Origin of the sequence: Agrobacterium tumefaciens (assembly GCA_025560025.1) — a bacterium.
Taxonomy (GTDB): Bacteria; Pseudomonadota; Alphaproteobacteria; order Rhizobiales; family Rhizobiaceae; genus Agrobacterium.
In genome coordinates this window covers 120,602-146,449 of sequence record CP048486.1, presented here as the reverse complement: position 1 = coordinate 146,449, position 25,848 = coordinate 120,602, and the positions used below count along the sequence as shown (strand labels likewise).

The following is a 25,848-nucleotide window of genomic DNA, read 5'->3' as shown; positions in this document are numbered from 1 at the left end:
CCTATAGGCGATGCCGGTGAAACCAGAGAAGAGCAAGGAGCGTGGGTGCGCCGACGGCGGAAAGAACGAGGCCGGTCGGCAGCTCCAGCGGTGAGAAGGCGGTTCGGGCGATGGTGTCGGACGCTGCGACCAGAATCGCGCCTGTCAGGCCTGCACCCATGACAAGCCCCGGATAGGAGCCGCCGGGCAACAGAAGCCGGGCGATATGCGGTCCGATCAGGCCGACAAAACCGATGCTGCCGGTGAAGGAAACGCAGGATGCGGTGAGGCTGACGGCAAGCGTGACATGAAGCACCGAAAGGACGCGGCTATGGACGCCAAGCGCGGTTGCCGCATGATCGCCGAGCGCCTGCACGTCGGCGGCGCGCGCCGTCAGGAGCAGAAGGCCAAGGGCGATGACGAGGATGACGGAGAGGATTGAAACGGCGGTCCAGCTTGCGCCCTGCAGGTTACCAGCCATCCAGATCATCGCTGTCTGCAAATTGCGAATATCGAGCGATGCCATGAGGATAAGAAGCAAAGCTGATAAAAACCATGAAAAGCCGATGCCGGTCAGAACGAAGCGCAGGCGCGAGGTTGCGCCGGAGAGCGTCAGAACGATTGCGGCACTTGCCATGCCGCCGGCAATACCCGCGACGGGGCGCAACATGACCGGCAGGGCAGGCAGCAGGAACAGGCAGCCCAGCACGGCAAGGGATGCGCCTTCGCGCACGCCGAGCAGGCCGGGATCGGCAAGGCCGTTGCGGGTCGTGGCCTGCATGATGGCGCCGGCAATGCCGAGCATGGCGCCGGCCACCATCGCAAGCGCCAGACGCGAGAGCCGGAAGTCGAGAACCACGAGTGCGTCGGTCATAGCGGGATCAGTGTTGGTTGCGGTGATAAGCGACCACAGGGCGGAGGCGGGGATATGCTGGCTGCCGGCGGTGAGCGACCACAGGGCGACAAGCATGAGGCAGAGGAAAAGCGCCAGCAGAATGGTGAGCCTCAACGGCATGAAGCGGACGGAAAAGCGCCCCAGTCGGATAACCCGGTAACGGCTCATTTCAGCACCCTGCGCACCAGCCAAAGAAAGACCGGCGCGCCGACAAGGCCGGTCATCGCGCCGGTGGGCAGTTCTTTCGGCAGGAGAATGAGGCGGGCGGCAAGATCGGCGGCGATCAAGAGGACTGCGCCGCCGAGTGCTGCTATGGGTATGGCAAGCAGAAGCCGCCCCGTTTTCAGGCGTGCGACGAGCGGCGGCACTAGCAGGCCGACGAAGCCGATGGGACCGACGACGGCGATGGCCGCGCCGCAGAGCAGCGATATGGAGACAAGCGCCAGAATCCGCGTCGAACGGATCGGCACGCCGAGCGCTGCGGCTGCGCTGTCGCCCAGCCCCAGAAGATCGAGCCGGGGGGCGACGGCGAAAGCGAGGACGAGCGCAATCATGGCCGCGGGCAGGGCGGCGGCGATGGTTGCCATGGAAACGCCGGCCGTATCGCCCACCAGCCAGAAACGCATCTGCTGCAATGTTTCCTCATTGAGAATGAGGATGGCGGAGGTGAGGGTTGCGGCAAGCGTGGAAAGCGCAATGCCGCAAAAGACGAGCTTTGCCGGTGTCAGCCCCTGCCGCCCGGCGGAAGCAAGGAGAAGTACGAGCGAGAAGCTGACGCCCGCGCCCGTCGCCGCCAGCAATGGGCGGAGCAGCGGCGTTGCGATCAGCCCGAGCGGCATCACCGTCGCCAGAACGACAGCAAGGCTTGCCCCGGCATTCAAGCCAAGAATATGCGGTTCGCCGAGCGGATTTCGAAGCAGGGTCTGCAGCAGAAGCCCGGCTGTTCCAAGGCAGGCCCCGGCCTGCAACGCAGCCAGCAGACGCGGCAGGCGCAGGCGCATCAAAACCTGCTGGTCGAAATTGCGGGCGTCATAGGCGAATATCAGGTCTTGCAGAACGTGCGGCGCGATGGGGCGCGGGCCGGTGGCCATATGCGCCAGCACCAGAAGCAGCATGGTGAGCAGCAGGAGAAGTGCTGCTGCTAGTGTGCGGCCATAGGCTCGCTCTCTAAGGGCAAGAGTGCTTGCGCTGCTGGTACCGGTAAGGTTCATGCCGCGCCGGCCCGTCCGGGCAGGGGAAGAAATACCGGCCGCGCCGTCACCGGATGCGTGAGCTGGGCAACTGCCATGTCGAAGACATCGGCAATGATGCCGGCATCGCAGGCCGCCGCCGTTTCCAGCCGGTGCCGCAGCCGCCCGTCCTTCAGGAAAATCAGGTGATCGGCATATTGCAGGGCAAGATTGATGTCGTGCAGCACCGCCACGATCGTGCGTTTGTGGCGGCTGACGAGGCCGGCCAGCATGTCCAGCACCTCTATCTGGTGGTGCAGATCGAGAAAGGTCGTCGGTTCGTCGAGAAGAATTATATCCGTCTGCTGGGCCAGCGCCATGGCGATCCAGGCGCGCTGGCGTTGGCCGCCGGAAAGGCTGTCGACTGCTCTTTCCGCCAGTTCGGACATGCCGGTCACGGACAGCGCCTCTTCCACCGCGCGGGCGTCTTCCTCGCTCCATTGCTTCAGAAATCCCTGATGCGGGTAGCGGCCGCGGGAGGCGAGGTCGAAAACCGAAAGCCCCTCCGGCGTATGGTTCTGCTGCGCCAGCATGCCGAGCTTTTTCGCCACCTCCTTGGTCGGGTGGCGGAAGATATCGCTACCGTTGAGAAGAATATGGCCCCGCGCGGGCCGGTGCAGGCGGGCAAGCGCGCTGAGAAGCGTGGATTTTCCGGAGCCGTTCGGGCCAAGCAGAACGGTGAAGCGGTTCGGCGCGACATCGATGGACATATCCGCAAGCACCGGCGTGTCGCCATAGGCAAGCTCGATTGCCTGCGCCGCAAGGCCTGTATCCGTGCTTATGGGTCTCATGCCGTCGTTCAAATTCGTCACCGTCTGAATGTGTTGCCACCAGAATTATTGATGACTGTAGTAGTCAAGTATATAGCGTTCAAAAATGCGGTTTTTGCCGGTCGATTTGAGCAAAAAGCGGCCGTCATGGGCTGAAATGACACGCCAAGAAGCGCGAATGCACCCTTCGGTACCGACGTTTTGCCGTGCTGAAGCGGAAATAAAGTTGACTACTACATTCATCAATTGAAAGAGCGGTGCATCATCGTCGCGATGACGATTTGGGACAGCCGGGGACAAGACACGATGCATGACGGTTCGATGATCATTGGGTTGCGCTCGCGGGCGCTGCTGGCGTTTCTTCTGGCCGGGGTCGCCCTGCCTGCTTATGCGCAGGATAGTGTAGCACCGAAGAAAAACGCCGACGGGACGACCGTGCTCGAAACCATAACCGTCAATGCCGAGGTCAAAAAAGGTGCGCGCGGTTATCAGCCGGTGACGACGGGCACGGCGACACGCACCGAAACGCCGCTCCTCGATATTCCGCAATCGGTCAATGTGGTGACGGCTGAGGTGCTGCGCGACCAGCAGGCGCGCTCGCTGGACGAAGCGCTGGCCAATGTCAGCGGCGTCACCCAGGCAAATACGCTCGGCGGTACGCAGGATGCCGTCATCCGCCGCGGTTTCGGCGACAATCGCGACGGCTCCATCCTCGTCAACGGGCTGAAGACGGCCTTGCCGCATTCCTTCAACGATACGGTCGAGCGGGTGGAAGTGCTGAAGGGGCCTGCCTCCACGCTTTATGGCATTCTCGATCCGGGCGGCATGGTGAATGTCGTGACGAAGAAGCCAGAGGACACATTCACGGCCGAGGCCTATTCGCGCTTTTCCGCTTATGGGGCGGGCAAGTATGGCAAATCGGGCGGTTTTGATGTGACCGGCCCGATTGCGGGTACGGATTTTTCCTATCGCCTTATCGGCGAGGGGGAAAACAGTGATTACTGGCGTAATTTCGGTGAAAAGAAGAACTGGCTCATCGCGCCTTCACTGAAATGGAGCGGCGAGGACACCGATATTACGGTTTCCTATATGCATGAGGATTACAGCGTGCCGTTCGATCGCGGCACGATCTTCGATCCGGCGACCGGCAGAGCGATCAATGTCAGCCGCCGCCTGCGCCTCGATGAAGCCTATAACATCACTGACGGCAAATCCGATCTGGCGAGCATCGCCATAGACCGGCAACTCTCCGATGACTGGAAGCTGTCGCTGAATTACGCCTATAGCCGCAACGAATATTCGGACAATCAGGCGCGCGTGATGGGTTACAATTCCCGCACGGGACAGGTGACGCGACGGGCCGATGCGACGCAATATTCCACGATCTACAATCACGCGGTGCGGGCGGATTTGACGGGCGAGGCCGAAATCGGCGGGCTGCGCAACGACCTGCTGTTCGGTGCGTCCTATGACTACAGCGATACCCTGCGCACCGACATGCTGCGATGCGCGAATTCCACGAATTTCAATGTCAATAATCCGGTTTATGGCCGCCTGCCGGTCTGCACCACGGTGAGGGCGGTCGACAGCGACCAGACGGAAGAGCTCTCCACCGCCTCGATCTATATGCAGGACGCCCTGCATCTTAACGACCAATGGATCGCGGTCGGCGGCTTGCGTTACCAGTATTACGACATCTATGCCGGCAAGGGCCGTCCTTTCGTCGTCAATACCGAGAAGGATGGCGGCGAACTCATTCCCAATGCCGGTCTGGTTTACAAGCTCACTCCGAATGCCTCGCTTTACGCCAATGTGGCGAAAACCTTCCGTCCGCAATCTTCCATCGGCGCCTATTATGGCGGGCTCGATCCGGAAGAGGGCATTTCTTATGAACTGGGTGCAAAGTTCGATCTTTTCGCCGGGCTCAACGCCAATATCGCCCTGTTCAATGCCCGCAAGCGCAATGTCGCCTATTCGGAAGATGTCGGCGGCGTCTCGACGGTGAAGGCCGCCGGCCTCGTCCGTTCGCGCGGTGTGGAGGTCGATATTGCCGGCAGCCTGACCAACGATCTCGATCTCATCGCGAGTTATGCCTATACGGATGCGCTGGTGCTTGAGGATCCCACTTATGCCGGCAAGCGCCTGCCGAATGTGGCGCGCCACACCGGCTCGCTCTTCCTTGCCTATGATGTCGGCGAGGTCGGGCCTAACGGCAATACACTGCGCATCGGCGGTGGTGTGCGGGCGGTCGGCCAGCGCGCTGGCATCAACGACAATTCCTATAATCTGCCGGGCTATGCGGTCTTCGACGCCTTCGCCACCTACACGCTTCAGTTCGAAAAGCCGGTGACGCTGCAGCTCAATCTGAAGAACATTTTCGACAAGACCTATTACACCTCGTCCATCGGCTCCACCAGCTATGCCAATGCCGTGGGCGAGCCCTTCAATGTCAGCCTGACAGCCAGCGTGAAGTTTTGACGGAGACAGGCGGCACAGGCCATTTGCCTTGCAATATATCGCTCGTGCAAATCAGCCCCTGCGTTTCTTGCATGGCTGCGCTGCTATAAAGCCTATTTAATATGCGGCGAAATCGGGTATCTTGGTCTTCATCGAAGTGATGCACCTCCTCCCGCAGAGCTTCGAACTGAGATGACCCTATCCTCCTCCCAAGGGTTATCTCGTGAACAATGGCACTCCTCCTCCCAGCCGTTGTTCGAGTTTTCGAAAAGCCTGCCGCACCTCCTCCCGCGGCGGGCTTTTTCGTTTTCAGAACAGGGGCATCAGAGGCCAAGGGCGAGCTGCGGCTCCTCATCGCTCTCTTCTCCACTCAGCGATGAAAGAGTAACACCCAGCAGCCGCACCGGACGTTTGAATGGAAAGACGGATGCAAGCAGGGTCTCGGCCATTTCCTGGATCGTCGCGAGGTCAGGCACGGCTCCCGAGACGGTCCTGCTGCGTGTCGCCTGAGTGAAATCCGAATATTTGATTTTCACCGTCACGGTCTTTCCGGTGATGTCGTGGGCCTCGCAATACCGCCAGACTTTCTGAGCCAAAGGGCCGAGCTCAGCCTTGGCCAGATCGAGATCGTCGATGTCTTCGACGAATGTATCCTCGGCGCCGACGGACTTGCGGATGCGATCGGGTACTACCTGCCGTTCATCGATGCCGCGGGCGATGTTGTAGAAATAAGGGCCGGACTTTCCGAAATGCTGCTGCAGAAAACCGAGTGATTTCGATTTGAGATCGAGCCCGGTTTCGATGCCATGCCGTCTCATCCGCTCGGCCGTGGCCGGTCCGACGCCGTGGAATTTCTTAACCGCCAGGGCCTCAACAAAGCCGGGGCCATTCTTCGGCGTGATGACGGCCTGGCCATTCGGCTTGTTCAGGTCGCTTGCCATCTTGGCGAGAAACTTGTTGTAGGAGATGCCGGCGGAGGCATTGAGGCCGGTGACCGCCTTGATCCTTGCGCGGATTTCCAGCGCGATTTCCGTGGCGATCTCCATGCCTTTCAGGTTTTCGGTCACGTCGAGATAGGCTTCGTCGAGCGATAGCGGCTCGATCAGCGGGGTATATTCGGCGAATATTTCGCGTATCTGTTGCGACACCTGCCGATATACGTCAAATCGCGGCGGCACGAAGATCAGATCCGGGCATTTCCGTCTGGCGGTGACCGATGGCATCGCGGAACGCACGCCGAAGGTTCTTGCCTCGTAACTCGCCGCAGCCACCACGCCCCGTGCCGCCGATCCGCCGACGGCGACCGGCAGGCCGCGAAGTGCGGGATTGTCACGTTGCTCCACCGATGCATAAAAGGCATCCATGTCGATATGGATGATCTTTCGAACAGCCGTGCTATCCATCGTTCCAGCCTGTACGATAGTCCCTATTTCCACATTGCTCGCATCCGCGCGCCGACATCGATGCGGATCTGCTGCGCGCTGCGCTCGGAGGCAGCGGCCGAAACCAGCGGCCAGGTGGCGGTTTCGAAGAATTGCAACAGAGTTGCCGGTATGAAGCGGGTTCTGGCGGCATAAACATGCCGGTCTCCCTGCGCATTCTGGCCATGGGTGAAGAACCGTTGCGGCGTTATCAGCGACAGGCTGTCCTTGGCGCGTGTCATGGCGACATAAAGCAGACGGCGTTCTTCCTCGACTTCATGCGTGGAGCCGACGCCGAGATCGGAGGGGATGCAGCCATCGACCACATTCAGGATGAAGACAGAACGCCATTCCTGGCCCTTGGCCGAATGAATGGTTGAAAGGGTCAGGTAATCCTCATCGAGAAGCGGCACGCCCGCCTGGTCGCTGGTGGCATCCGGCGGATCGAGCGTCAGTTCGGTCAGGAAACGTTCACGGGAGGGATAGCCGCCGGCGATCTGCTCGAGTTGCAGCAAATCGGCCTTGCGGGTCTCCGCATCCTCATGGATGCGCTCGAGATGAGGCTCGTACCAGAGCCGCGCGTGCTCGATATCCGACGGCCAGCCGCCGTGCGATTTTCGCAGGTTCGCCAGCAGCTGAACAAAGGATACCCAGTCATCGCCGGTTTTGGGTGGTGGCGGAATTTCGGCAAGGGCGAGCAATGGCTCGGGGTCTGCCGCGATCGTATCGAGAATATTGCCGGCTTTTTTCGGGCCGATACCCGGCAGCATCTGAAGAAGCCGGAAACCGGCAACCCGGTCTCGTGGGTTCTGCGCGAACCGCAATACCGCCAGCATGTCCTTCACATGGGCGCTGTCGAGAAATTTCAGGCCGCCGAATTTGACGAAGGGAATGTTGCGGCGTGTCAGCTCGACCTCGAGCGGGCCGCTGTGACTGGAGGTGCGAAACAGCACCGCCTGCTGCTTCAGTGTCATGCCGGTCTCACGATTGGCCAGCACCTGGTCGATGATGAAGTTCGCCTGCTCGGTTTCGTCCTTTACCGTCACGAGCTTCGGTCGCTCGAGTGACTGTCGTTCGGTCCAGAGGTTTTTGGTGAACCGCTCGCGGGCAAGGTCGATGACGCTGTTGGCCGCAGCCAGAATCGGCTGCGTTGAGCGATAGTTGCGATCAAGGGTGATAATGTCGGCGGCCGGGCTGAAGGATGCCGGGAAATCCAGGATATTGCGTACCGTCGCTGCCCGAAAGGAATAGATCGACTGGGCGTCGTCACCCACCACGGTCAGCCCGCGACCGCCCGGTTTCAACGCCATCAGCACCGAGGCCTGCAACCGGTTGGTATCCTGATATTCGTCGACCATCACATGGTCGAAACGATCGCCGATATCGCCGGCCAGGTCGGGATCGCTGACCATCTGGGCCCAGTAAAGCAGAAGATCGTCATAATCGAGTACGTTCTGGGCCTGCTTGGCCTCTACATAGGCGGCGAATAATTGCTTGAGCTCGGCTTCCCAGCTGGACACCCATGGATAATGCTGGCGCAGGATTTCCTTCAACGGCGTCTGCGAATTGACGGCGCGCGAATAGATCGCAAGACACGTTCCCTTGGTCGGAAAACGGCTCTCGGTCTTGGAGAAACCCAGCTCGTGACGGGCAAGGTTCATCAGATCGGCGCTGTCTTCGCGGTCATGGATGGTGAAGTCCACGTTCAGCCCGACCTGTTCCGCATAAATCCGCAGGAGGCGCGCGCCGATCCCGTGAAACGTGCCGGACCAGGCCAGCGCATCCGTCAGGGTTCCGGCATTGCTGCCGATGACCTGTTTGCAGATACGCTCGACACGGCGCGACATTTCGGAAGCGGCGCGGCGTGAAAAGGTCATCAGCAGGATTCGGCGGGGATCGGCGCCATTGACGATCAGATGCGCCACCCGGTGCGCCAGCGTGTTGGTCTTGCCCGAACCGGCGCCGGCGATGATCAGCAATGGTCCGGCCGTGTGCCCGTCTGAAAGTCCAACGCCATGTTCCACGGCCTTGCGCTGCTGCTCGTTCAGTTTGTCCAGATAGGCAACCGCCATGCCTGCATCCTTGATATTTGCCTGTCCGCACGACGACGGCCTTATTCAAAAATGCCAGCCGTCTGATGACGGCCGGTCATTTTTGCACTCTTGTCGCAATGATTAGCAAAAACTCAAACAGCAGGCCAGAACAAATAATGAACGGGCGTTCCTGTCTTCCACATCACGTTGGATAACGTTGTTGGGGCGGTCTTCTTGGTCCAATCGTTGCGCGCCGCTCCATCACGGTCTCAGAGGAAGCTGCTTTCGAAGAGCTCGCCAGAATAGGCTGCATGGGTGATGCCGGCTTCAAGATCTGCCTTGGTCAATTCATCGACAAAAACGCCATTCTGCATGACCAGAACACGGTCGCACATATGGGCAATGACCGACAGGTCGTGGCTGACGAGAACGAAGGTGAGGTTCTGGTCTTCACGCTGATCGGCCAGCAGGTTCAGGATTTCCGCCTGAATGGAGACGTCGAGCGCGGATGTCGGCTCGTCGAGCAGCAGGATCGGCGGCTCGAGGATCAGCGCGCGGGCGATCGCCACACGCTGGCGCTGGCCGCCGGACAGTTCATGCGGGAAGCGCTCGGCAAAATGCGCGGGCAGGCCGACCTGTTGCAGGGCGGCCGGCACTTTCGACCAACCATCGCCAAGCCCCATCGAGCGGATCGGTTCGGCCAGAGCCCGGCCGATGCGGTGGCGTGGGTGCAGGGAACCGTAGGGATCCTGAAACACCATCTGCGCCAGCTTCAGCTCCTCGCGGCTGCGAACTTTGTCGACCGGCTTGCCGTCGAAGCTGATCGATCCGGTCCAGCCGGCTTCCAGCCCCGCCAGTGACCGCAGCAATGTCGACTTGCCGCAACCGCTTTCGCCGACGATGCCGAGTGTCTCACCTTTATTGACGCGAAAACTGACATCGCGCACAACATGGTTGCGGTTTTCCTTCGTGCCGTAGACGACATCGAGCTTGTCTACCGTGATCATCGCATCACCTCCGCATCGATTGCCTGGCGATCCAGCACCTTGAGGCGCCGGACCGGGTTGCGGGGATCGGGCATCGCCGCGATCAGGCCCCGCGTATAGGGATGTTGCGCATCTTCGAGCTTGGAAAGCGTCTCCACGACGCGTCCGCCATACATGACCAGCACGCGTTCGCAGAAGGCGGCGACCATGCGGATATCGTGGCTGATCAGGATCAGGCCCGAATTATTCTCGCGCACCATCTCGTCCAGAAGCAGAAGGACATCCTTGCGGACACTGACATCGAGGGCCGAGGTCGGTTCGTCGGCGATGACCAGCTTGGGTTTCGCAAGCAGCATCATGGCGATCATCACGCGCTGCCCCATGCCGCCCGAAATCTGGTGCGGATAAAGCCCCATCACACGGTCAGGATCGTTGATGCGCACGCGCAAGAGCATGTCGCGCGCGGCATTTCTGGCGGCCTTGCCGGTCAGCGCCAGATGCAGCTCGGCCGCCTCCGCCACCTGCTTTCCAATCGGCAGGACCGGATTGAGCGAATAACGCGGGTCCTGCATGATGAGCGCCATCTCGCTGCCGCGGATCGCACCCATCTGGCGCTCGGATTTTTCAAGCAGGGGTTCGGCGAGGAAATCCATGCGCTCCGCCGTCACGGTGGCGCTTTTGGGCAGAAGCCGCATGGCGGCGCGCCCGGTCGTGGACTTTCCGGAGCCGGACTCGCCGACAATACCGACCCTTTCACGGCCGACGTCGAAATTGACATTGGAGACGGCCGGAATGGTGTTGCGGCCGAAACGGACATTGAGGTCGCGGACCGAGAGAATGGGGGAGCTATCAGGAACGGGCATGACGCGGATCCAGCAGGTCGCGCAGCGTATCGCCGGCGATGTTGAAGGCAAGGCTCGTCAAAAGGATCGCGATGCCGGGCATGACGGCGACCCACCAGTAATCGAGCATGAATTTACGGCCGCTGGAGATCATCGCGCCCCATTCGGGAAGCGGCGGCTGCGCGCCGAGACCGAGGAAGCCAAGTGAGGCGGCCGTCAGGATGATACCGGCCATGTTCAGCGTCAGTCTGACGATGACCGAGGGAATGCACATTGGCGCGATATAAAGAAACAGGATGCGCAGCGGCGATGCCCCGTAAAGGCGTGCGGCAGCGACATAATCCGTGTTTCGCACCACCAGCGCTTCGGCACGCGCCAGACGCGCGATGGGCGGCCAGGCGGTCAGCGAGATTGCGATGATGGCCGTGCCAAGACCCGCCCCCATCGCAGCGGCAAAGGCCAGCGCCAGGACGAGCGAAGGGAAGGAAAGGACAATATCGGTCGCACGCATCAGAATGGCATCGGTGCGGCCACCGAAGAAACCGGCCATGACGCCGATTGCAAGCCCGATCGGGCCGACGATGACCGAGACCGACAAAACAGTCTGGATGGTGATGCGTGTGCCATAGACGAGGCGGCTGAAAATATCGCGGCCAAATTCGTCGGTTCCGGCCAGATGCGCCCAGCTGGGAGGCTGAAGCGCGTTGTCGAGCGCCTGACTTACCGGATCGTAGGGCGCAATGAGCGGCGCGAAAATGGCAACGATGACCAGAATGGCGAGAATGGCAAAGCCGAACATTCCAAGCGGCTCGTCGCCAAGCTTTTGCAGCGTCCGCACCGTTGTGGCTGATAGGCGTGACAAGGCACTGCGGCTCTGCACGGGATTGTTCTGAGTGATATCGGTCATCGAGCGACCTCCCGTGTCCGCGGGTCGAGTGTGGTATAGGCCACGTCTGCAAGGAAGTTCAGCATCATGAAGATGAAGCCGATGACGATCGTGGCTGCGAGGATCGCATTCATGTCGCCGATAAGCAGGGCATTCGTCATATATTGTCCGATGCCGGGCCAGGAAAAGACGATTTCGGTGACCACGGCGCCTTCCAGCAGGTTGCCATAGGAGATGGCGAGAACGGTGATCAGCTGCACCGCAATGTTCGGCAGCACGTGGCGGGTTATGGTACGCGCCGGGCTGACGCCCTTGGCACGCGCCGCAATCACATAGTCCTGGCTGAGCTGCTCCAGGGTGAAGGCGCGCGTCATGCGGGTGATGTAGGCCATGGCCATATAGGCAAGGATGATCGCCGGCAGCATGATATGTGCGAGCGCGTTCCAGAAGATTTCTGTCTCACCCGCAAGGAGGCTGTCGACCAGCATCAGTCCTGTCTTCGGTTCGACGAGGCCTTCATAAAAGACGTCCACGCGACCGGGCCCGGCGACAAGGTTGAGGTTGGCATAAAAAATCACGAGCCCGACGATACCGAACCAGAAGACGGGTATCGAATGCCCCACCAGCGCAAAGACACGCGCGAACTTGTCGATGAACGTATCGCGGAACAGGGCGGCGGCGAGACCGAGCGGCACGCCGATCACCGTGGAGATGATGATTGCCAGCGTCGCCAGTTCCAGCGTGGCCGGAAAGGCCTGCGCCAGGTCCCGCGTTACCGGATTGCCGGTCAGAATAGCGATGCCGAAATCGCCGTGCAGCAGGCCGCGCAGATAGATGAAGAACTGCTGGTAAAGCGGCAGATCAAGTCCAAGCCGGGTCCGCATGGCTTCATAGGCCTTGGGATCTGCAAGCTCACCGACGATTGCTCCGACCGGGTCGGTCGGCATCACCCGGCCAATGATGAAGGTGATGCAGAGCAGGATGAAGAGGCTGATGACAAGTTGCAGGAAGCGATGTCCGAGCCCGCGCAGTGAAATTTCAGTCATCGCAGGTCGCACTTCCACGGGAAGACGCTGTCAGCGATGCCACTTTTTGAACCGCTCGCCGCAGACGCGCAATTCTACCTTGCAAAAACTTTTGATGGTACTTCATCCCAACTCCTCCCTGAGCTAACATGAAAACATATGACGTAACGCCACGTCATCATATGAGTAGCGAAGGGATTCGTTTTCTGCAAGAGGGAAGAGTGGCATGATGGGCGACAGGGAAAAGCCGCGGGAGCGGCGGGCACAGCAGATCATCGATAATCTCAGTGCAGAAATTCGCAGTGGAAAACTGAAGAACGGCGATCAGCTTCCCACGGAACCGCAGCTTGAGCGCACCTATGGCGTAAGCCGCACGGTGGTTCGTGAGGCGATCGCGGACCTGCGTTCTTCCGGTTATGTCATTCCCATCCAGGGCAAAGGCGTTTTCGTCAGCAATGCCGGCGAGTGGGCGGGTGTAAAGCTGACGCAATCCGAAGTGGGTACGATTGCGGAAACTCTGGAAATGCTCGAGTTTCGGCTCGCAACCGAAGGGGAGGCGGCGGCAATCGCCGCTTATCGCCGCACAGCCCAGCAGGAGGCGGCAATTTCCGCAGCCCATCGGAAAATGGCCCGGGCCATCGATGCGGGCGAAACTACGGTTGAGGCCGATTACGAATTCCACACGGCGATTGCGGTAGCAACCAACAATCGTTTCTATCTGGAGGCCCTGCGCCAGTTCGGCTCACGGTCTATACCGCGCGGGCAGTTTCCGACGCTGCCGGAAACGGGCAATGCGGATTATCTTCGCAAGGTGCAGGCCGAGCATGAGGCAATCCTGCGCGCCATCGTCGAGCAGGATCCGGATGCCGCGCGTAAGGCCATGCGCGATCACATGCTTGCAAGCCAGCGTCGGTACAGGTTGCTTTCCGAGGCGCAATAGCATCTCGACACTCATCTTATTTCATGCGATGTCATATGATGACTAGCATGGAGAGGGAGAGAATCGATGTATGTCGGCACTCAGGTGGCAGCACGCGACGACGAGGATTACAGGGTTTGGGCGCAGCTTGGCGTCAGGAATATCAACGCCGATCCGCCTGGAGCGCCCGCGAGCTGGACCTTTGAGGATTTTGAACGTCACCGTGACAAGGTCGAAAGCTTTGGTCTTGTCCTTGACATGGTGCAGCTGCCGCTGCCGTCCCGACCCATCGAACAGGCGTCGTTTCCCGATATCCTGCTTGCCGGGCCCGAGCGCGACCGGCAGATCGATGCCGTCTGCAGGATGATCGAGGATATCGCCCGGGCCGGCATTCCGGCGGCGAAATACAATCTCAACCTCATCGGCATTCCGCGCACGGAAATGGAGCGTGGCCGCGGCGGTTCGCTTAATGAAGCCTGGCGCTGGGACAGGGCGGACCATGATGCGGCTCCGGGCCTTGCCGGTGTTCTGTCCGAAGACGAGAACTGGGAGCGTATCGACTATTTCCTCGAGCGCGTGGTTCCGGTTGCCGAAAGTAACAAGGTCCGTCTGGCGTGCCATCCGCATGATCCCTATACCCCGCCGGGTTACAAGGGTGTCACCCGGGTGCTCGGCACCGTCGAGGGACTGAAGAAATTCGTGCAGATGCGGGAAAGCCCCTATCACGGACTGAATTTCTGCCAGGGATCGATCGGCGAGATGCTCGACAATCCGCGTGAGGAGATCGACGAGATCATCCGCTGGTTCGGCAGCCGTGACAAGATTTTCAACGTCCACTTCCGCAACATCAGCGGCGGCAAGCTGTCGTTCATGGAGACATTTCCCGATGAGGGCGACATGGACATGGTGCGGTCGCTGAAGCTCTATCACGAACTTGGCTATCGCTACATGATCATGCCCGATCATGTGCCGACGATTGCGGGCCGCGATCCCGTCGGTGTCGCCTTCGGGTTCTGCTACGGCTATATCGCCGCGCTGATCGAGGCGCTCAATAACAATCATCTTTGACTGTTTCAGCCGGTTGGCGCGTCGTCGCGCCGCCGGCTTCACCAATGCAATTACCGATCTGTAGGAGGAGCAGGTATGAAAAAATCAATGATCCGTCTCGCATTCACCACCGTTCTGGGCGCCATGCTGGTGCAGGCGTCCCCGGTCGCAGCCAAGACACCCAATGACCAGCTCGTCGTCGGGACGTCGCTGGCCCAGGTGCTGTCGCTCGACCCGCATCAGGCGACCGAAGCCAAAGCCAATGAAATCATGGCCAATCTTTATGATCGGCTGATTTCAGTCGATGGTTCGGGAAAAGTTTCACCGCAGCTGGCGGAGCGCTGGGAGACGGATGACAAGGGCATCACCTTTCATCTTCGCGAGGCCAATTTCGCGTCGGGCAATCCCGTGACCTCGGCGGATGTCGTCTATTCGTTCAGCCGTCTTTTGAAGATGAACCAGGCGGCTGCCGCCAACCTCAAGCGTGTTGGTTACAACGCTGAAAATGTCGACAAGCTGGTCAGCGCCCCGGACGAAAAGACGGTTCGCATCGAACTGTCAGGCGAAACGACGTCCGAATTGCTGCTCTATCGTCTGGCCATGGTCATTGCCAGTGTCGTCGACAGCAAGGAACTCAAGTCCCATGAAGTCGATGGTGACTGGGGAAATGCCTGGCTGCGGACAAATTCCGCCGGCTCCGGCCCCTTCACGCTCAATCGCTGGTCGCCCAATGAAATCATCATCCTTGAAGCCAACAAGGATTATGTGGCCGGCGAGCCCAAGATGCGTCGCGTGATCGTGCGGCATGTGCCGGAAAGCCAGGTGGAGCGCCTGATGCTGGAGCGAGGCGATATCGACATCGCCAGCGCGCTGACGGCTGCCGACCTTGCGACCTTCAACAACAAGGAAGGTTTCCAGATCCAGCGCGTGCCGACGGGCGGTTTCTATGTCCTGTCGATGAATGCCGGCAAGGAGCCTTTGTCCAACCCCAAGGTCCGCGAAGCGATTGCTTATGGCATCGACTACAAGGGCATGGAAAAGACCATCATGGGTCCATATGGCCGGGCGCGCACGGTGCCGGTGCCGGAGAATTTCGAATATGCCATTCCGAGCCCGGACTGGAAGCTTGACGTTCCGAAGGCCAAGGCTCTTCTGAAGGAGGCGGGTTATGAGAATGGCTTCACGCTCAATCTGAAGACCATTGCCCAGACACCTCGCATCGATCTTGCGACCGCCATCCAGGCATCGCTCAGCCAGATCGGCATCAAGGTCAATATCCAGCAGGGCAATGGTGCGGATGTGATTGCGGCCCACCGCGCCCGTGACTTTGATCTGCTCATGCCACAGACCGGCGCCTATATGCCGAACGTCCTTGGCTCCATGGAGCAATTTTCCAGCAACCCGGACAACTCGCTTGCCGCCAACAATGCCGGCAACTTCGTCTGGCGTTCGGCCTGGGATATTCCTGAACTGACCGCTCTGACGGCAAAGGCTTCGCTTGAACCCGATGCCAAGAAGCGTGGGGAAATCTACACCGAGATGCAGGAAAAGTTCGTCGCGCAGAATCCTGCAGTTCTGCCTCTCTTCGAGAGATACGAACCCATCGTCTTGACGTCGCGCGTCAAGGACTATGTCGGTCACCCCAGCCAGACGACCCGGCTGGAAAACGTGACGAAGCAGTGACAGCACCACATTCCTCAACGATGCGACGGGCGGTTGATCTACCGTCCGCTTTTTTATGGCTCTGTCAGGATGTGGGAATTGGCTCCCGTGCGCACATCTTTCGGTTGTGCCCGCGATAACTGCCGCCGCCGGAAACAGGAACTTGCCACCGGCAGCCCTTGGGCCGGTCGCAAAAGCTCTCCCGGCTGACGCGCCGTTTCCACCCGTTTCTGTGTCATTGTCGACAAAGACGCACTCTTATCAAGGGTTGCATTAGAGATTTATAAATAAACCAACTCCATAGTGCGGTCGTGAGCGGTTCTTCAGAGGCTGGGAGAGTGTGCCATGTTCACGGTTCTGGAATGCGTTGCCGTTCAGCACGATAGGGCGATCGTGCTTCTTGCAGCATCTATCTGCCTGCTCGGAATGCTTGCCTTTTTTCACCTTCTGTTGCGCGCGGAGGAAAGTCCGTCTGGCCGCAAGCCCTATTGGGTGCTGGTCGCCGCCTTTGCCGCAGGTCTCAGTGTCTGGGCCACCCATTTCGTCGCCATGCTTGCATATAAGGGCACGGTTCCAATCGGTTTTGATTTCCAGTTCACGGCTCTTTCTTCGGTTCTGGCTGTTTTTGGGTTCTGGCTGGCGCTAAACATCCGCTCGAAGGCAAGCTACAGTCCCGTCATCATCGGTACGCTCGTAACCCTGTCGGTTGCCGTCATGCATTTCGTCGGCATGGCCGGAATGGATGTGGCCGCGACGATAAGCTACCGCTGGGGCCCAATCGTCGGCGGTTCTGTCGTTGCCTGGGTGTTTTTTCTTCTCGCCTTTTTCCTTTTCCGCCGTGCAGGCTCCTGGAAACAGCGCATCGTCGCTCCGGCGGCATGTTCCATTCTGGCCATCTGCGCGCTGCACTTTACCGCCATGTCGGCCACGATCCTGTCGCCGGATCCATCCGTTTCCGGCCCTGATCCCGATAACCTCGCCAGACTGATCATGATCGGCGCCGTCTCCGGCGTGACCTTCCTTATCCTGTCCACAACGGCCACCGCCGCGCTGGTGGACCGCTATCTTGTCGACCTCAAGGGTCTTGTCGATGCCACGCTGGATGGCCTTGCCGTCGTGCGTGATGGCAGGATCGTCGAGTTGAATACCCGCTTTGCCGGACTCCTCGGCAGCGACGAGGCGTCGCTGATTGGTAAAAATCCTGATGATCTCTTCAAGGCCATCGATGGGCAGCCGGCCTATCTGCCGCGCCTTGCACCGGTCGAGGCGATCCGCGAGCGCGGGGAGCGGGCGCAGGTGTTCGAGCTTGCCGTGCGCACCATCGAATATCGCGGCCACCCCTGTGAGGTAATGGCCATTCGCGACCTGACGGAGAAGCGGGAAGCGCAACGGGAAATCGAATATCTTGCGCGCCACGACGTGCTGACCGGCCTTTCGAACCGCACCATGTTCCAGACGCGGCTTCGCCAGCAGATCGAGCATTGCAGTGAAGAAGATGAATTTGCGCTGCTGGCGCTCGATCTCGACCGGTTCAAGGCGGTCAACGACATATTCGGCCATGCCGAGGGCGACCGCGTGCTGAAAAGGGTCGCCGCCATTCTTGATGAATGTGCAAGGGCAGGCGATGTCGTCGCTCGTCTCGGCGGCGACGAATTCGTTATTCTGACTGCCCGGCACACCAAGTCGGAGGAGGCGCGTCTGCTTGCAGAGACGATCCTTGCCATGTTCGGGTTGAAAATGAATGCCGCCAACGATCCGACCGCTGTCGGCGTCAGCATCGGCATTGCCGTCTTCCCGCGGGACGGCGACAGCGACGAAAGCATCATGCATGCCGCTGATCTGGCGCTTTATCGCGCCAAGATGGGCGGGCGTGGCATCCTGGCCTTTTATGATCCGCTGATGGATCAGGAGGCCCGCGAACGCCGTCAGCTCGAGACGGATTTGCGGCTTGCCATCAACCGCAACGAATTGCTTCTGAACTACCAGCCGGTCCTTTCCGTCGAATGTGGTCAGGTCGTCGGTTATGAGGCGCTGGTGCGCTGGCAGCACCCGACAAGGGGCGTGGTGCCGCCGGACGTCTTCATTCCGATTGCTGAGGAAAGCGGGATCATCATTTCGCTTGGTGAATGGGTGCTGCGCGAGGCCTGCCGTCAGGCGAGCACCTGGGCGCCGCATCTGAAAATCGCAGTCAACGTCTCGCCATTGCAGTTTTCGCTGGCAAATCTCGGCCATGTCGTCTGCACCGTGCTGATGCAGACCGGACTGTCTCCGAACCGGCTTGAACTGGAAATTACCGAAGCGGCACTGCTGAAAGACCGCAAGGCGACGCTGATCATTCTCAACCAGTTGAAGGCGCTGGGCGTCGCCATCGTCATGGATGATTTCGGCACCGGTTACTCCTCGCTCAGCAACCTGCAGAGCTTCCCCTTCGACAAGATCAAGATCGACCGCAGCTTCATCGCCGCCATGAGCGACGACGACAATGCCCGCGCCATCGTGCGCGCGGTGATCGGCCTTGGCCGCAGCCTCGATCTGCCGGTGACGGCAGAGGGTATCGAAACGGATGCGCAATATCGCATGGTTGTCGATGAGGGATGTGCACAGGCGCAGGGCTATCTCTTCGGCAAACCCGATGTTGCGCCCGCCGGCGCGGCGAGCACGCCCAATAGAAAGAAATATTCCGTTTGAGGTAGGGTGAGGCGGCGGCTTGTGATGCCGCCGGCCCACCGTCCTGCCATGCCAGCCTGAGGTCGGGCCGTCGCAGGATTTGCCCATCCGCATGCCCGATGGAACGAGGGGCAATCCGAATCGTTAGAGTCGCATATGGCGTCTCCCGCCAGGTCGAGGCGGGGTCCACGTGTCCTATCGTTTGAGGCGCCTCGGGGATTTGACATGAAACGGCAGGCAGAACGTTCAGACAGAAATGTTAAGCCCTTCGATGTTCGCGACCGGCTGATACTGGCGCTTTATGCGCAGCTGAAGGCCGAACGGCAAACCCGCGAGGCAATGGAGTGGGTGATCCGCAATGGCGGCCTTTCGCCCGAGGTGCTGGAGGCGATGGCATCCGACCCCGTGCCGGTGCTAGCGGAGGCGGACGTGCCCGCCATCGAACGTATTCTTGCCGCGGACCGGGGTAGAGAGCGATCCTCCCACGATGATCATGGGCGGCGATCATGAACCGGAGAGCGAGCTGGAAAGGTCATTTGAAATTTGCCGATTTCAGTTGTGAGATCGGCCTTTATGCCGCGCTCACCGCATCGGAGAAGATTTCCTTCAACATCATCAACCGCAAGACCGGCCATCGCGTCGAACGGCAATATGTCGACAGCGATACCGGCGATGCTGTCGAGCGTGAGGATCAGGTCAAGGGATATGAACTCGACAATGGCGATCACATCGTCATCGAGGGAGACGAGATTGCGAAGTTGATGCCGGAAAACGACAAGGTCATCCGCATCCGGCATTTCCTCGGGCGCCGCGAGATCGACAAGCTCTATTTCGACAAGTCCTATTATCTTGCACCGACGCAGGAGGACGGGGAGGAGGCCCTGACGCTGCTGGCGAAGGCGATGGACGACGAGAATGTCGTGGCACTCGGCGAGGCGGTGCTTTTCCGCCGCAACCGCATTGTGCTGATCCGGCCAAGCGGCAAGGCGCTCGTCGCGACGACGCTGAATTTCAACTACGAGGTGCGCTCGCAAACTACCGTCTTCAAGTCCATTCCGGATATAGAGTTCGATGAGGAGATGCTGGAGCTTGCGGGCCATATCATCAAGACGCGCGCAGGCACCTTCAATCCGGCCGACTATAGCGACCGCTACAATGACGCCTTGGCGGAACTGGTGAAAGCCAAGATCGAGGGCCGGAAAATCGCCAAACAGGCGCCGCGCAGGCAGGACAACATCATCGATCTCAAGGAAGCCCTGCGCCGCAGCGCCGGGGCAGCCGGCGACAAGAAGGCTGCGGGCGCGGCACGCAAATCCCCCCGGAAAGCGAGCTGATCCATGGGGTTGCAGACCTACAATGCCAAACGCAGTTTCGACAAGACGCCGGAGCCGAAAGGCGCGAAGGCCGAGGCTCAAGGATCGAGTTTCGTCATACAGAAGCATGATGCCCGCCGCCTGCATTACGATTTCCGGCTGGAGATGGACGGCGTCCTTAAAAGCTGGGCGGTAACGCGGGGGCCGAGCCTCGACCCGGAAGACAAGCGCCTTGCCGTGCATGTCGAGGACCATCCCTTAAGTTATGGCGATTTCGAGGGTGTCATCCCGAAAGGACAATATGGCGGCGGCACCGTCATTGTCTGGGATCGCGGAATCTGGCACCCGATCGGCGACTCGAAGAAGGGCTACCGCAAAGGCCATCTCGAATTCGAGCTGGAAGGCGAAAAGCTTAAAGGCCGCTGGCATCTGGTGCGCATGCATGGAAAGCCCGGCGAAAGCCGCGAGAACTGGCTGCTGATCAAAGGCGACGACGAGGAGGCAAGGCATGATGGCAGTGCGGATATACTGGAGGAGCGGCCGGAATCGGTAAAGACCGGCCGCAGCGTCGAGGAAGTCGCTGCCAGTCCGAAGGACACCTGGAATTCCAAACCCGTATCGAAAAAAGCCGCGAGCTCCTCCTCGGGGCAAAAGCAGGCTCACGCCCTGCCCAAAGGCGCGCGCAAACAGGCATTGCCATCCTTCGTGCCGCCGGCGCTGGCGACGCTGAAACCCCGGCCACCCGAAGGTTCGCGCTGGCTGCATGAGATCAAGTTCGACGGCTATCGCCTGCAGGCCCGTGTAGACCATGGCAAACTACAGCTTTTGACCCGCACCGGATTGGACTGGACCGAGAAGTTCGGTGACACCGTGGCAGCCGCGCTCAAGGCGCTGCCGGCGGAAACGCTGCTGATCGACGGCGAAATCGTGGTCGAGCGGGAGAGCGGTGCTTCGGATTTTTCCGCTTTGCAGCAGGATTTGAGCGAAGGGCGCAGCGACCGCTTCGTTTTTTATGCCTTCGACCTGATCTATCTGGATGGCACGGATCTGCGTGGCGCGGCATTGATGGATCGCAAGGCGCTGCTCGAAAAGCTGCTGCCCGCCGGCAACCGTCATCTTCGCTACAGCGAACATTTCGAGGAAAACGGTGGGCTTGTGCTCGACCATGCCTGCCGCCTCAGCCTTGAGGGTGTCATCTCCAAGGTTAGGGACAGCAAATATGTCTCGGGCCGCAAGGGCAGCTGGGTGAAATCCAAATGCGCAATGCGGCAGGAATTCGTGATCGGCGGCTATACCCTGTCTTCCAGTTCGGACCATGCCATCGGCTCCCTGGCGCTCGGGGTTTATGAGGACGGCAAGCTGCGGCATGTCGGGCGCGTTGGCACCGGCTACACCGCTGAAGTGGCCGAAATGCTGCTTGGCCGCCTGACACCACTGGGCAGCAAGGAAAGCCCTTTTTCCGAAAAGCTGACGGCAATTGCCCGCCGCGACCTCCATTTCGTCCGGCCGGAACTGGTGGCCGAAGTGGAGTTTCGGGCTTGGTCCGCGGATGGCAATCTGCGCCATGCATCTTTCCGGGGCCTGCGGGAGGATAAACCGGCGGGGGAAATCGAACGGGAGGAAAAAGCAGTGTCGGAACAAGGGACGCCGCAGTCGAAGATCAAGTTCACCCATCCGGACCGGCTTTATTGGCCGGATGACGGCGTGACCAAGGAAGGGCTTGCCGATTATTACACGCAGGTCTGGCGCCATATGGCTCCCTTCGTCGTCAACCGCCCTCTGGCATTGCTTCGTTGTCCCGAAGGGATCGACGGGCAGCGATTCTTCCAGAAACATGCCTGGCGCGGTGTCAACAAGGCGATCGAACAGATCAGGGATCCGAAGGACAAGGCTGGCGAACCGCTGATCCGGATTACCGATTTCGACGGCATGATGGCGCTGGTGCAATCCGCCGCGCTTGAAATTCACCCATGGGGCGCGACAACCGCGAACTGGGAAAAGCCCGACATGATCACCATGGATATCGACCCCGGCGAGGATGTGTCGTGGCAGGAGGTGATCGATTCCGCACTGGAACTGAAGCGGCGTTTCGAGGAGGCCGGCCTTGCCGCCTTCGTGAAAACCTCCGGCGGCAAGGGATTGCATGTCGTCGCGCCCTTGAAAACGGAAGCGGGATGGCCAGCCCTTAAGGCGTTTGCGAAGGCCATGGCGGATGACATGGCCATGGCAGAGCCCGAAAAATACCTCTCGGTGGCAACCAAGGCGAAACGCCAGGGCCGCATCTTCCTCGATTATCTGCGCAATGGCAGGGGCAATACGGCTGTCGCGCCCTATTCGACGCGTGCCCGGCCGGGAGCCGCCATTTCAGCGCCAATAGAATGGGTGGAACTCTCCGGCGAGATTGGTCCGGCATACTTCACCGTCAACAATATCGGGGCAAGACTTTCCAATCTGAAGAAGGACCCATGGGACGGCTTTTTCGCCGCCGCCCGGCCGCTGCCGAAAAAGGCCCGCTGAAGGCTAGTTTCTTTTGTCTGCGGCGAGGCTTTTCTTCAACGCATCCATGATGTTGATGACGTTGCCGCCGGTACGCGCTTTCGCGCCGGTCTTCTTTTCCGGGGAGGGAGCAGCCTTGCTCTTGGTTTTCAGCAGGGCGCTGATCTTTTTCTGGATAGGGTCCTGCACCAGTGTCGGCTTCCACCCGGTCATCTGCTTGTCGATGCGTTTTTCCATCGCGTCCAGCAGCGGCTTTTCGATCTTCATCTTCGGGTCCAGCGCATCGATGCTTTCGCGCACTTCCTCGCCATAATGCAGCGTCCAGAGGATGATGCCCTTGCCGGAAGGTTCCAGCAGCACCGCCCTTTCATGGCGATAGAGAACGAGCCGGGCGATGCCGACAACACCATTCGCCGACATGGCTTCCCGGATCACGCTGAAGGCTTCCGCGCCGATCTTGTCCTCCGGGCGCAGGAAGTGGGGACGGTCGTACCAGATCCAGTCGATGGAACCCGTGGGAACGAAGGTCTTGATGTCGATGGTGCGGGTGCTTTCAAGTGCAACGGAATCGATCTCGTCATCCTCCAGCAGCACATAGTCATCCTCGGCGCGGGGGAAACCCTTCACCTGGTTTTTTGCAGTCACCGGCTTGTGGGTGACGCTGTCGACATAGCGGCTTTCGACGCGATTGCCGGTCTTGCGATTGAGAATATGGAAGCGGTATTTGTTGCTGTCGGTGGTGGCGGGCGTCAGCGAAACGGAGGCCGTCACCAGTGACAGCTTCAGATAACCTTTCCAGAAAACCTGCCGTGCCATGATCCGCGATCCGCTTCGTCGCCCTTGTCTCCCGGATCAAACAGCCACAGGGTGGCTTTTGTTCCGGGAGCCTTGGCAAATCGCAAGCGGCTCAGGTGTCAGCCGAACAGCGACGTCAGCCCATAGACGGCTGCGGATATGAGGGCGGCGGCCGGCATGGTCACGACCCAGGCAATGACGATGTTGCCGGCAAGGCCCCAACGCACCGCCGAAACGCGGCGGGCGGCGCCGACGCCGATAATGGCGCCCGTGATCGTATGGGTGGTCGACACCGGAATGCCGAGCCACGTTGCGCCGAACAGTGTCAGCGCACCACCGGTTTCGGCGCAGAAACCCTGCATCGGGTTCAGCCGGGTGATTTTCGAGCCCATGGTGTGCACGATGCGCCAGCCGCCGAACAGCGTGCCGAGCGCCATGGCCGACTGGCAGGAGATGACCACCCAGAACGGCACATAGAAGCTGTTGCCCAGATGCCCCTGGCTGAACAGCAGCACGGCGATGATGCCCATGGTCTTCTGCGCATCGTTGCCGCCATGGCCGAGAGAGTAGAGCGAGGCGGAGATGAACTGCATGACGCGGAACGTGCGATCCACCGCAAAGGGCGTCTGGCGTACGAACAGCCAGGACACGGCGAGAACCAGCAGCAGGGCCAGGAAGAAGCCGATGGCGGGCGACATGAAGATCGCACCCACGGTTTTCAGCAGACCCGACCAGACGATGGAATTGAAACCGACCTTGGCAAATCCCGCGCCGACGAGACCGCCGATCAGCGCATGCGACGAGCTGGAGGGGATTCCGAAAATCCAGGTGACGATGTTCCAGACGATGGCGCCCATCAGCGCCGCGAAGATGACCTGCGGCGAAACGATGCCGGGATCGATGATGCCGGTGCCGAGCGTTTCGGCCACATGCAGGCCGAAGAACAGGAAGGCGATGAAATTGAAGAAGGCCGCCCACGCCACCGCATATTGCGGGCGCAGCACGCGGGTGGAGACAATGGTGGCGATGGAATTTGCGGCGTCGTGGAGACCGTTCAGAAAATCGAAGAACAGCGCGATGGCGATGAGGCCGACAAGCAGCGGCAGTGCAAGCGCGACTTCCATCAGACGTTCTCGATAACGATGCCGCTGATCTCGTTGGCCACATCCTCGAAGCGGTCGACGACCTTTTCGAGTTCGCCGTAGATCTCGCTGCCGATCATATAGGCCATGGCATCGCCGGCGGCGCCATGGCGCCGGAAGAGGTCCTTCAGACCCTGATCGTGAAGCTCGTCGGAGCGGCCTTCGACGCGGGTAACCTCTTCGGCAATCGCCGACAGGCGCTGCGCATTGGTGCCGACCTTGTTGAGAAGCGGGATGGCTTCGGCAATGAGGTTTGCCGCACGCACGATTTCATGACCCATCTCCCGCATCAGCGGGTCGAATTCGGTTTGCTCGAACAGGCGAATGGTCTTGACCGTCTTGTGCATCATGTCGATGGCGTCATCCATGGACTGGATGAGATCCTTGATGTCGCCACGGTCGAAAGGTGTAATGAAGCTGCGGCGCACGGCAAGCAGAACGTCGCGGGTAATGTCGTCCGCCTGGTCTTCGAGGGCGACGATGAGGTCGCAGTTTTTCTCGACGTCGACGCCGCTCAAAAGGTGGTCCAGAGCTGCTGCCGCCTTGACGACCGTTTCCGAATGTTTGCTAAACATGTCGAAGAAACGGTCCTCGCGCGGCATCAGCTTGCGGAAAATGCTCATCATGCGAATTGGCCCTCAATGGCGCTATTTATGTTGTGGGGGGTAATTGTCATAAAACTGTCATAAATGCACGCGGGGCATTGATGCAACCCGGAAAATCAGCACTATCAACGGATATGAAATCCAAGAAGAAAAGCCGGAAAGCCCGCCCGGCGCGTCCCCTGACATTACTTCAGCAACTCGCTGCTGTTCCCGAAAAGCTCTTCACCGGCGCTTTCCGGCAGCAATATGCCGCCCTGTGCTTCCGTTATGGCGGCAGCGGCGAAGAGATCGAAATCCTTGTCGTCACCTCCCGCGTCACGGCGCGCTGGATCATTCCGCGCGGCTGGCCGATGAAACGCAAGAAACCGCATGAGGCGGCCGCGATCGAGGCATGGGAGGAGGCGGGCGTGCGCGGCCGGGTCAAAAAAGATGCGGTCGGCCGCTACACCTATCTCAAGATGCTCGACAATGGTGATGTCGTTCCCTGTGTCGTGGATGTCTTCCAGATCGAGGTGACCGGGGAAGAGGCGAGTTTCAAGGAGCGCGGCGAACGCCTCGTGGAATGGGTTCGCCCGGACGAGGCGGCAAGACGCGTCCGGGAAATCGAGCTGAAGTCGCTTCTGGTCGATTTTCGCCCGAAGGGCAAAAAGAAGCGCCAGGCGGAGGACAGGCCCTGACC

21 protein-coding genes are annotated in these 25,848 nt (G+C 60.0%); 9 read left to right on the top strand and 12 right to left on the bottom strand.

From position 1 onward, the window contains the following. Window position 1 precedes the first annotated feature (1 nt). The 3 genes from FY152_14675 to FY152_14665 are packed head-to-tail and all read right to left on the bottom strand — an operon-like array spanning window position 2 to window position 2,915. The gene (locus FY152_14675) at window positions 2-1,042 is read right to left on the bottom strand and encodes an iron ABC transporter permease (GenBank protein UXS33419.1); all 1,041 of its coding nucleotides are present in this window, start codon (window positions 1,040-1,042) and stop codon (window positions 2-4) included. Next, a complete protein-coding gene (locus tag FY152_14670; protein UXS33418.1) occupies window positions 1,039-2,085 on the bottom strand; it encodes an iron ABC transporter permease in 1,047 nt (348 codons plus the stop codon). The genes FY152_14675 and FY152_14670 overlap by 4 nt, the downstream gene beginning before the upstream one ends. Beyond that, complete coding sequence (locus FY152_14665) at window positions 2,082-2,915, bottom strand: ABC transporter ATP-binding protein (GenBank protein ID UXS33417.1); 834 nt, start codon at window positions 2,913-2,915, stop codon at window positions 2,082-2,084. Before FY152_14665 ends, FY152_14670 begins: the two co-directional genes overlap by 4 nt. Window positions 2,916-3,179: 264 nt before the next feature. On the opposite strand from FY152_14665, the gene FY152_14660 reads away from it, so the two are divergent. Further along, on the top strand, window positions 3,180-5,351 hold the full coding sequence (locus FY152_14660) for a TonB-dependent siderophore receptor (protein UXS33416.1): 2,172 nt from the start codon (window positions 3,180-3,182) through the stop codon (window positions 5,349-5,351). A gap of 302 nt (window positions 5,352-5,653) precedes the next feature. On the opposite strand, the gene dinB is transcribed toward FY152_14660, so the two are convergent. From dinB to FY152_14630, 6 genes are all read right to left on the bottom strand, one after another. Then, entirely contained in the window at window positions 5,654-6,733 is a 1,080-nt protein-coding gene (dinB, locus tag FY152_14655; protein ID UXS33415.1) for a DNA polymerase IV, read from the bottom strand. Between the two features lie 23 nt (window positions 6,734-6,756). Next, complete coding sequence (locus FY152_14650) at window positions 6,757-8,823, bottom strand: ATP-dependent helicase (protein ID UXS33414.1); 2,067 nt, start codon at window positions 8,821-8,823, stop codon at window positions 6,757-6,759. Between the two features lie 230 nt (window positions 8,824-9,053). Then, complete coding sequence (locus FY152_14645) at window positions 9,054-9,791, bottom strand: ABC transporter ATP-binding protein (GenBank protein UXS33413.1); 738 nt, start codon at window positions 9,789-9,791, stop codon at window positions 9,054-9,056. Beyond that, window positions 9,788-10,633, bottom strand: coding sequence for an ABC transporter ATP-binding protein (locus tag FY152_14640; protein ID UXS33412.1), 846 nt, complete (start codon window positions 10,631-10,633; stop codon window positions 9,788-9,790). The genes FY152_14645 and FY152_14640 overlap by 4 nt, the downstream gene beginning before the upstream one ends. Further along, window positions 10,620-11,519: an ABC transporter permease gene (locus FY152_14635; protein UXS33411.1), complete on the bottom strand. Its 900-nt coding sequence runs from the start codon at window positions 11,517-11,519 to the stop codon at window positions 10,620-10,622. Before FY152_14635 ends, FY152_14640 begins: the two co-directional genes overlap by 14 nt. Continuing rightward, on the bottom strand, window positions 11,516-12,544 hold the full coding sequence (locus FY152_14630; protein ID UXS33410.1) for an ABC transporter permease: 1,029 nt from the start codon (window positions 12,542-12,544) through the stop codon (window positions 11,516-11,518). The genes FY152_14635 and FY152_14630 overlap by 4 nt, the downstream gene beginning before the upstream one ends. Before the next feature lie 205 nt (window positions 12,545-12,749). Here FY152_14630 and FY152_14625 point away from each other — a divergent pair, with 205 nt between their 5' ends. The 7 genes from FY152_14625 to ligD all read left to right on the top strand — a co-directional run bounded on the left by FY152_14625 (window position 12,750) and on the right by ligD (window position 22,648). After that, window positions 12,750-13,463 (top strand): FadR family transcriptional regulator, encoded by a 714-nt coding sequence (locus FY152_14625; GenBank protein ID UXS33409.1) that lies wholly within the window; start codon window positions 12,750-12,752, stop codon window positions 13,461-13,463. Between the two features lie 66 nt (window positions 13,464-13,529). Beyond that, window positions 13,530-14,510 carry a TIM barrel protein gene (locus FY152_14620; protein ID UXS33408.1) on the top strand — a complete coding sequence of 327 codons (981 nt, stop codon included), beginning with the start codon at window positions 13,530-13,532 and terminating at the stop codon, window positions 14,508-14,510. Between the two features lie 75 nt (window positions 14,511-14,585). Beyond that, window positions 14,586-16,172, top strand: a complete 1,587-nt coding sequence (locus tag FY152_14615; GenBank protein ID UXS33407.1) for an ABC transporter substrate-binding protein — start codon at window positions 14,586-14,588, stop codon at window positions 16,170-16,172. Window positions 16,173-16,496: 324 nt separating this feature from the next. Then, complete coding sequence (locus FY152_14610) at window positions 16,497-18,839, top strand: EAL domain-containing protein (protein ID UXS33406.1); 2,343 nt, start codon at window positions 16,497-16,499, stop codon at window positions 18,837-18,839. A gap of 204 nt (window positions 18,840-19,043) precedes the next feature. Further along, window positions 19,044-19,328, top strand: coding sequence for a hypothetical protein (locus FY152_14605; protein ID UXS33405.1), 285 nt, complete (start codon window positions 19,044-19,046; stop codon window positions 19,326-19,328). Further along, window positions 19,325-20,152, top strand: a complete 828-nt coding sequence (locus tag FY152_14600) for a Ku protein (GenBank protein UXS33404.1) — start codon at window positions 19,325-19,327, stop codon at window positions 20,150-20,152. The genes FY152_14605 and FY152_14600 overlap by 4 nt, the downstream gene beginning before the upstream one ends. Window positions 20,153-20,155: 3 nt before the next feature. Further along, the gene (gene ligD, locus FY152_14595) at window positions 20,156-22,648 is read left to right on the top strand and encodes a DNA ligase D (GenBank protein ID UXS33403.1); all 2,493 of its coding nucleotides are present in this window, start codon (window positions 20,156-20,158) and stop codon (window positions 22,646-22,648) included. A 3-nt stretch (window positions 22,649-22,651) separates the two neighbouring features. Here the strand turns inward: ligD and FY152_14590 are convergent, their stop codons facing one another. The 3 genes from FY152_14590 to FY152_14580 form a co-directional block, all read right to left on the bottom strand. After that, window positions 22,652-23,443: a Ku protein gene (locus FY152_14590; GenBank protein ID UXS33402.1), complete on the bottom strand. Its 792-nt coding sequence runs from the start codon at window positions 23,441-23,443 to the stop codon at window positions 22,652-22,654. A 98-nt stretch (window positions 23,444-23,541) separates the two neighbouring features. Next, window positions 23,542-24,546 (bottom strand): inorganic phosphate transporter, encoded by a 1,005-nt coding sequence (locus tag FY152_14585; protein ID UXS33401.1) that lies wholly within the window; start codon window positions 24,544-24,546, stop codon window positions 23,542-23,544. Beyond that, entirely contained in the window at window positions 24,546-25,190 is a 645-nt protein-coding gene (locus tag FY152_14580; protein ID UXS33400.1) for a DUF47 domain-containing protein, read from the bottom strand. Before FY152_14580 ends, FY152_14585 begins: the two co-directional genes overlap by 1 nt. A 113-nt stretch (window positions 25,191-25,303) precedes the next feature. Between FY152_14580 and FY152_14575 the strand changes: the two genes are divergently transcribed. Then, a complete protein-coding gene (locus FY152_14575; GenBank protein ID UXS33399.1) occupies window positions 25,304-25,846 on the top strand; it encodes an NUDIX hydrolase in 543 nt (180 codons plus the stop codon). Window positions 25,847-25,848: the final 2 nt, after the last annotated feature.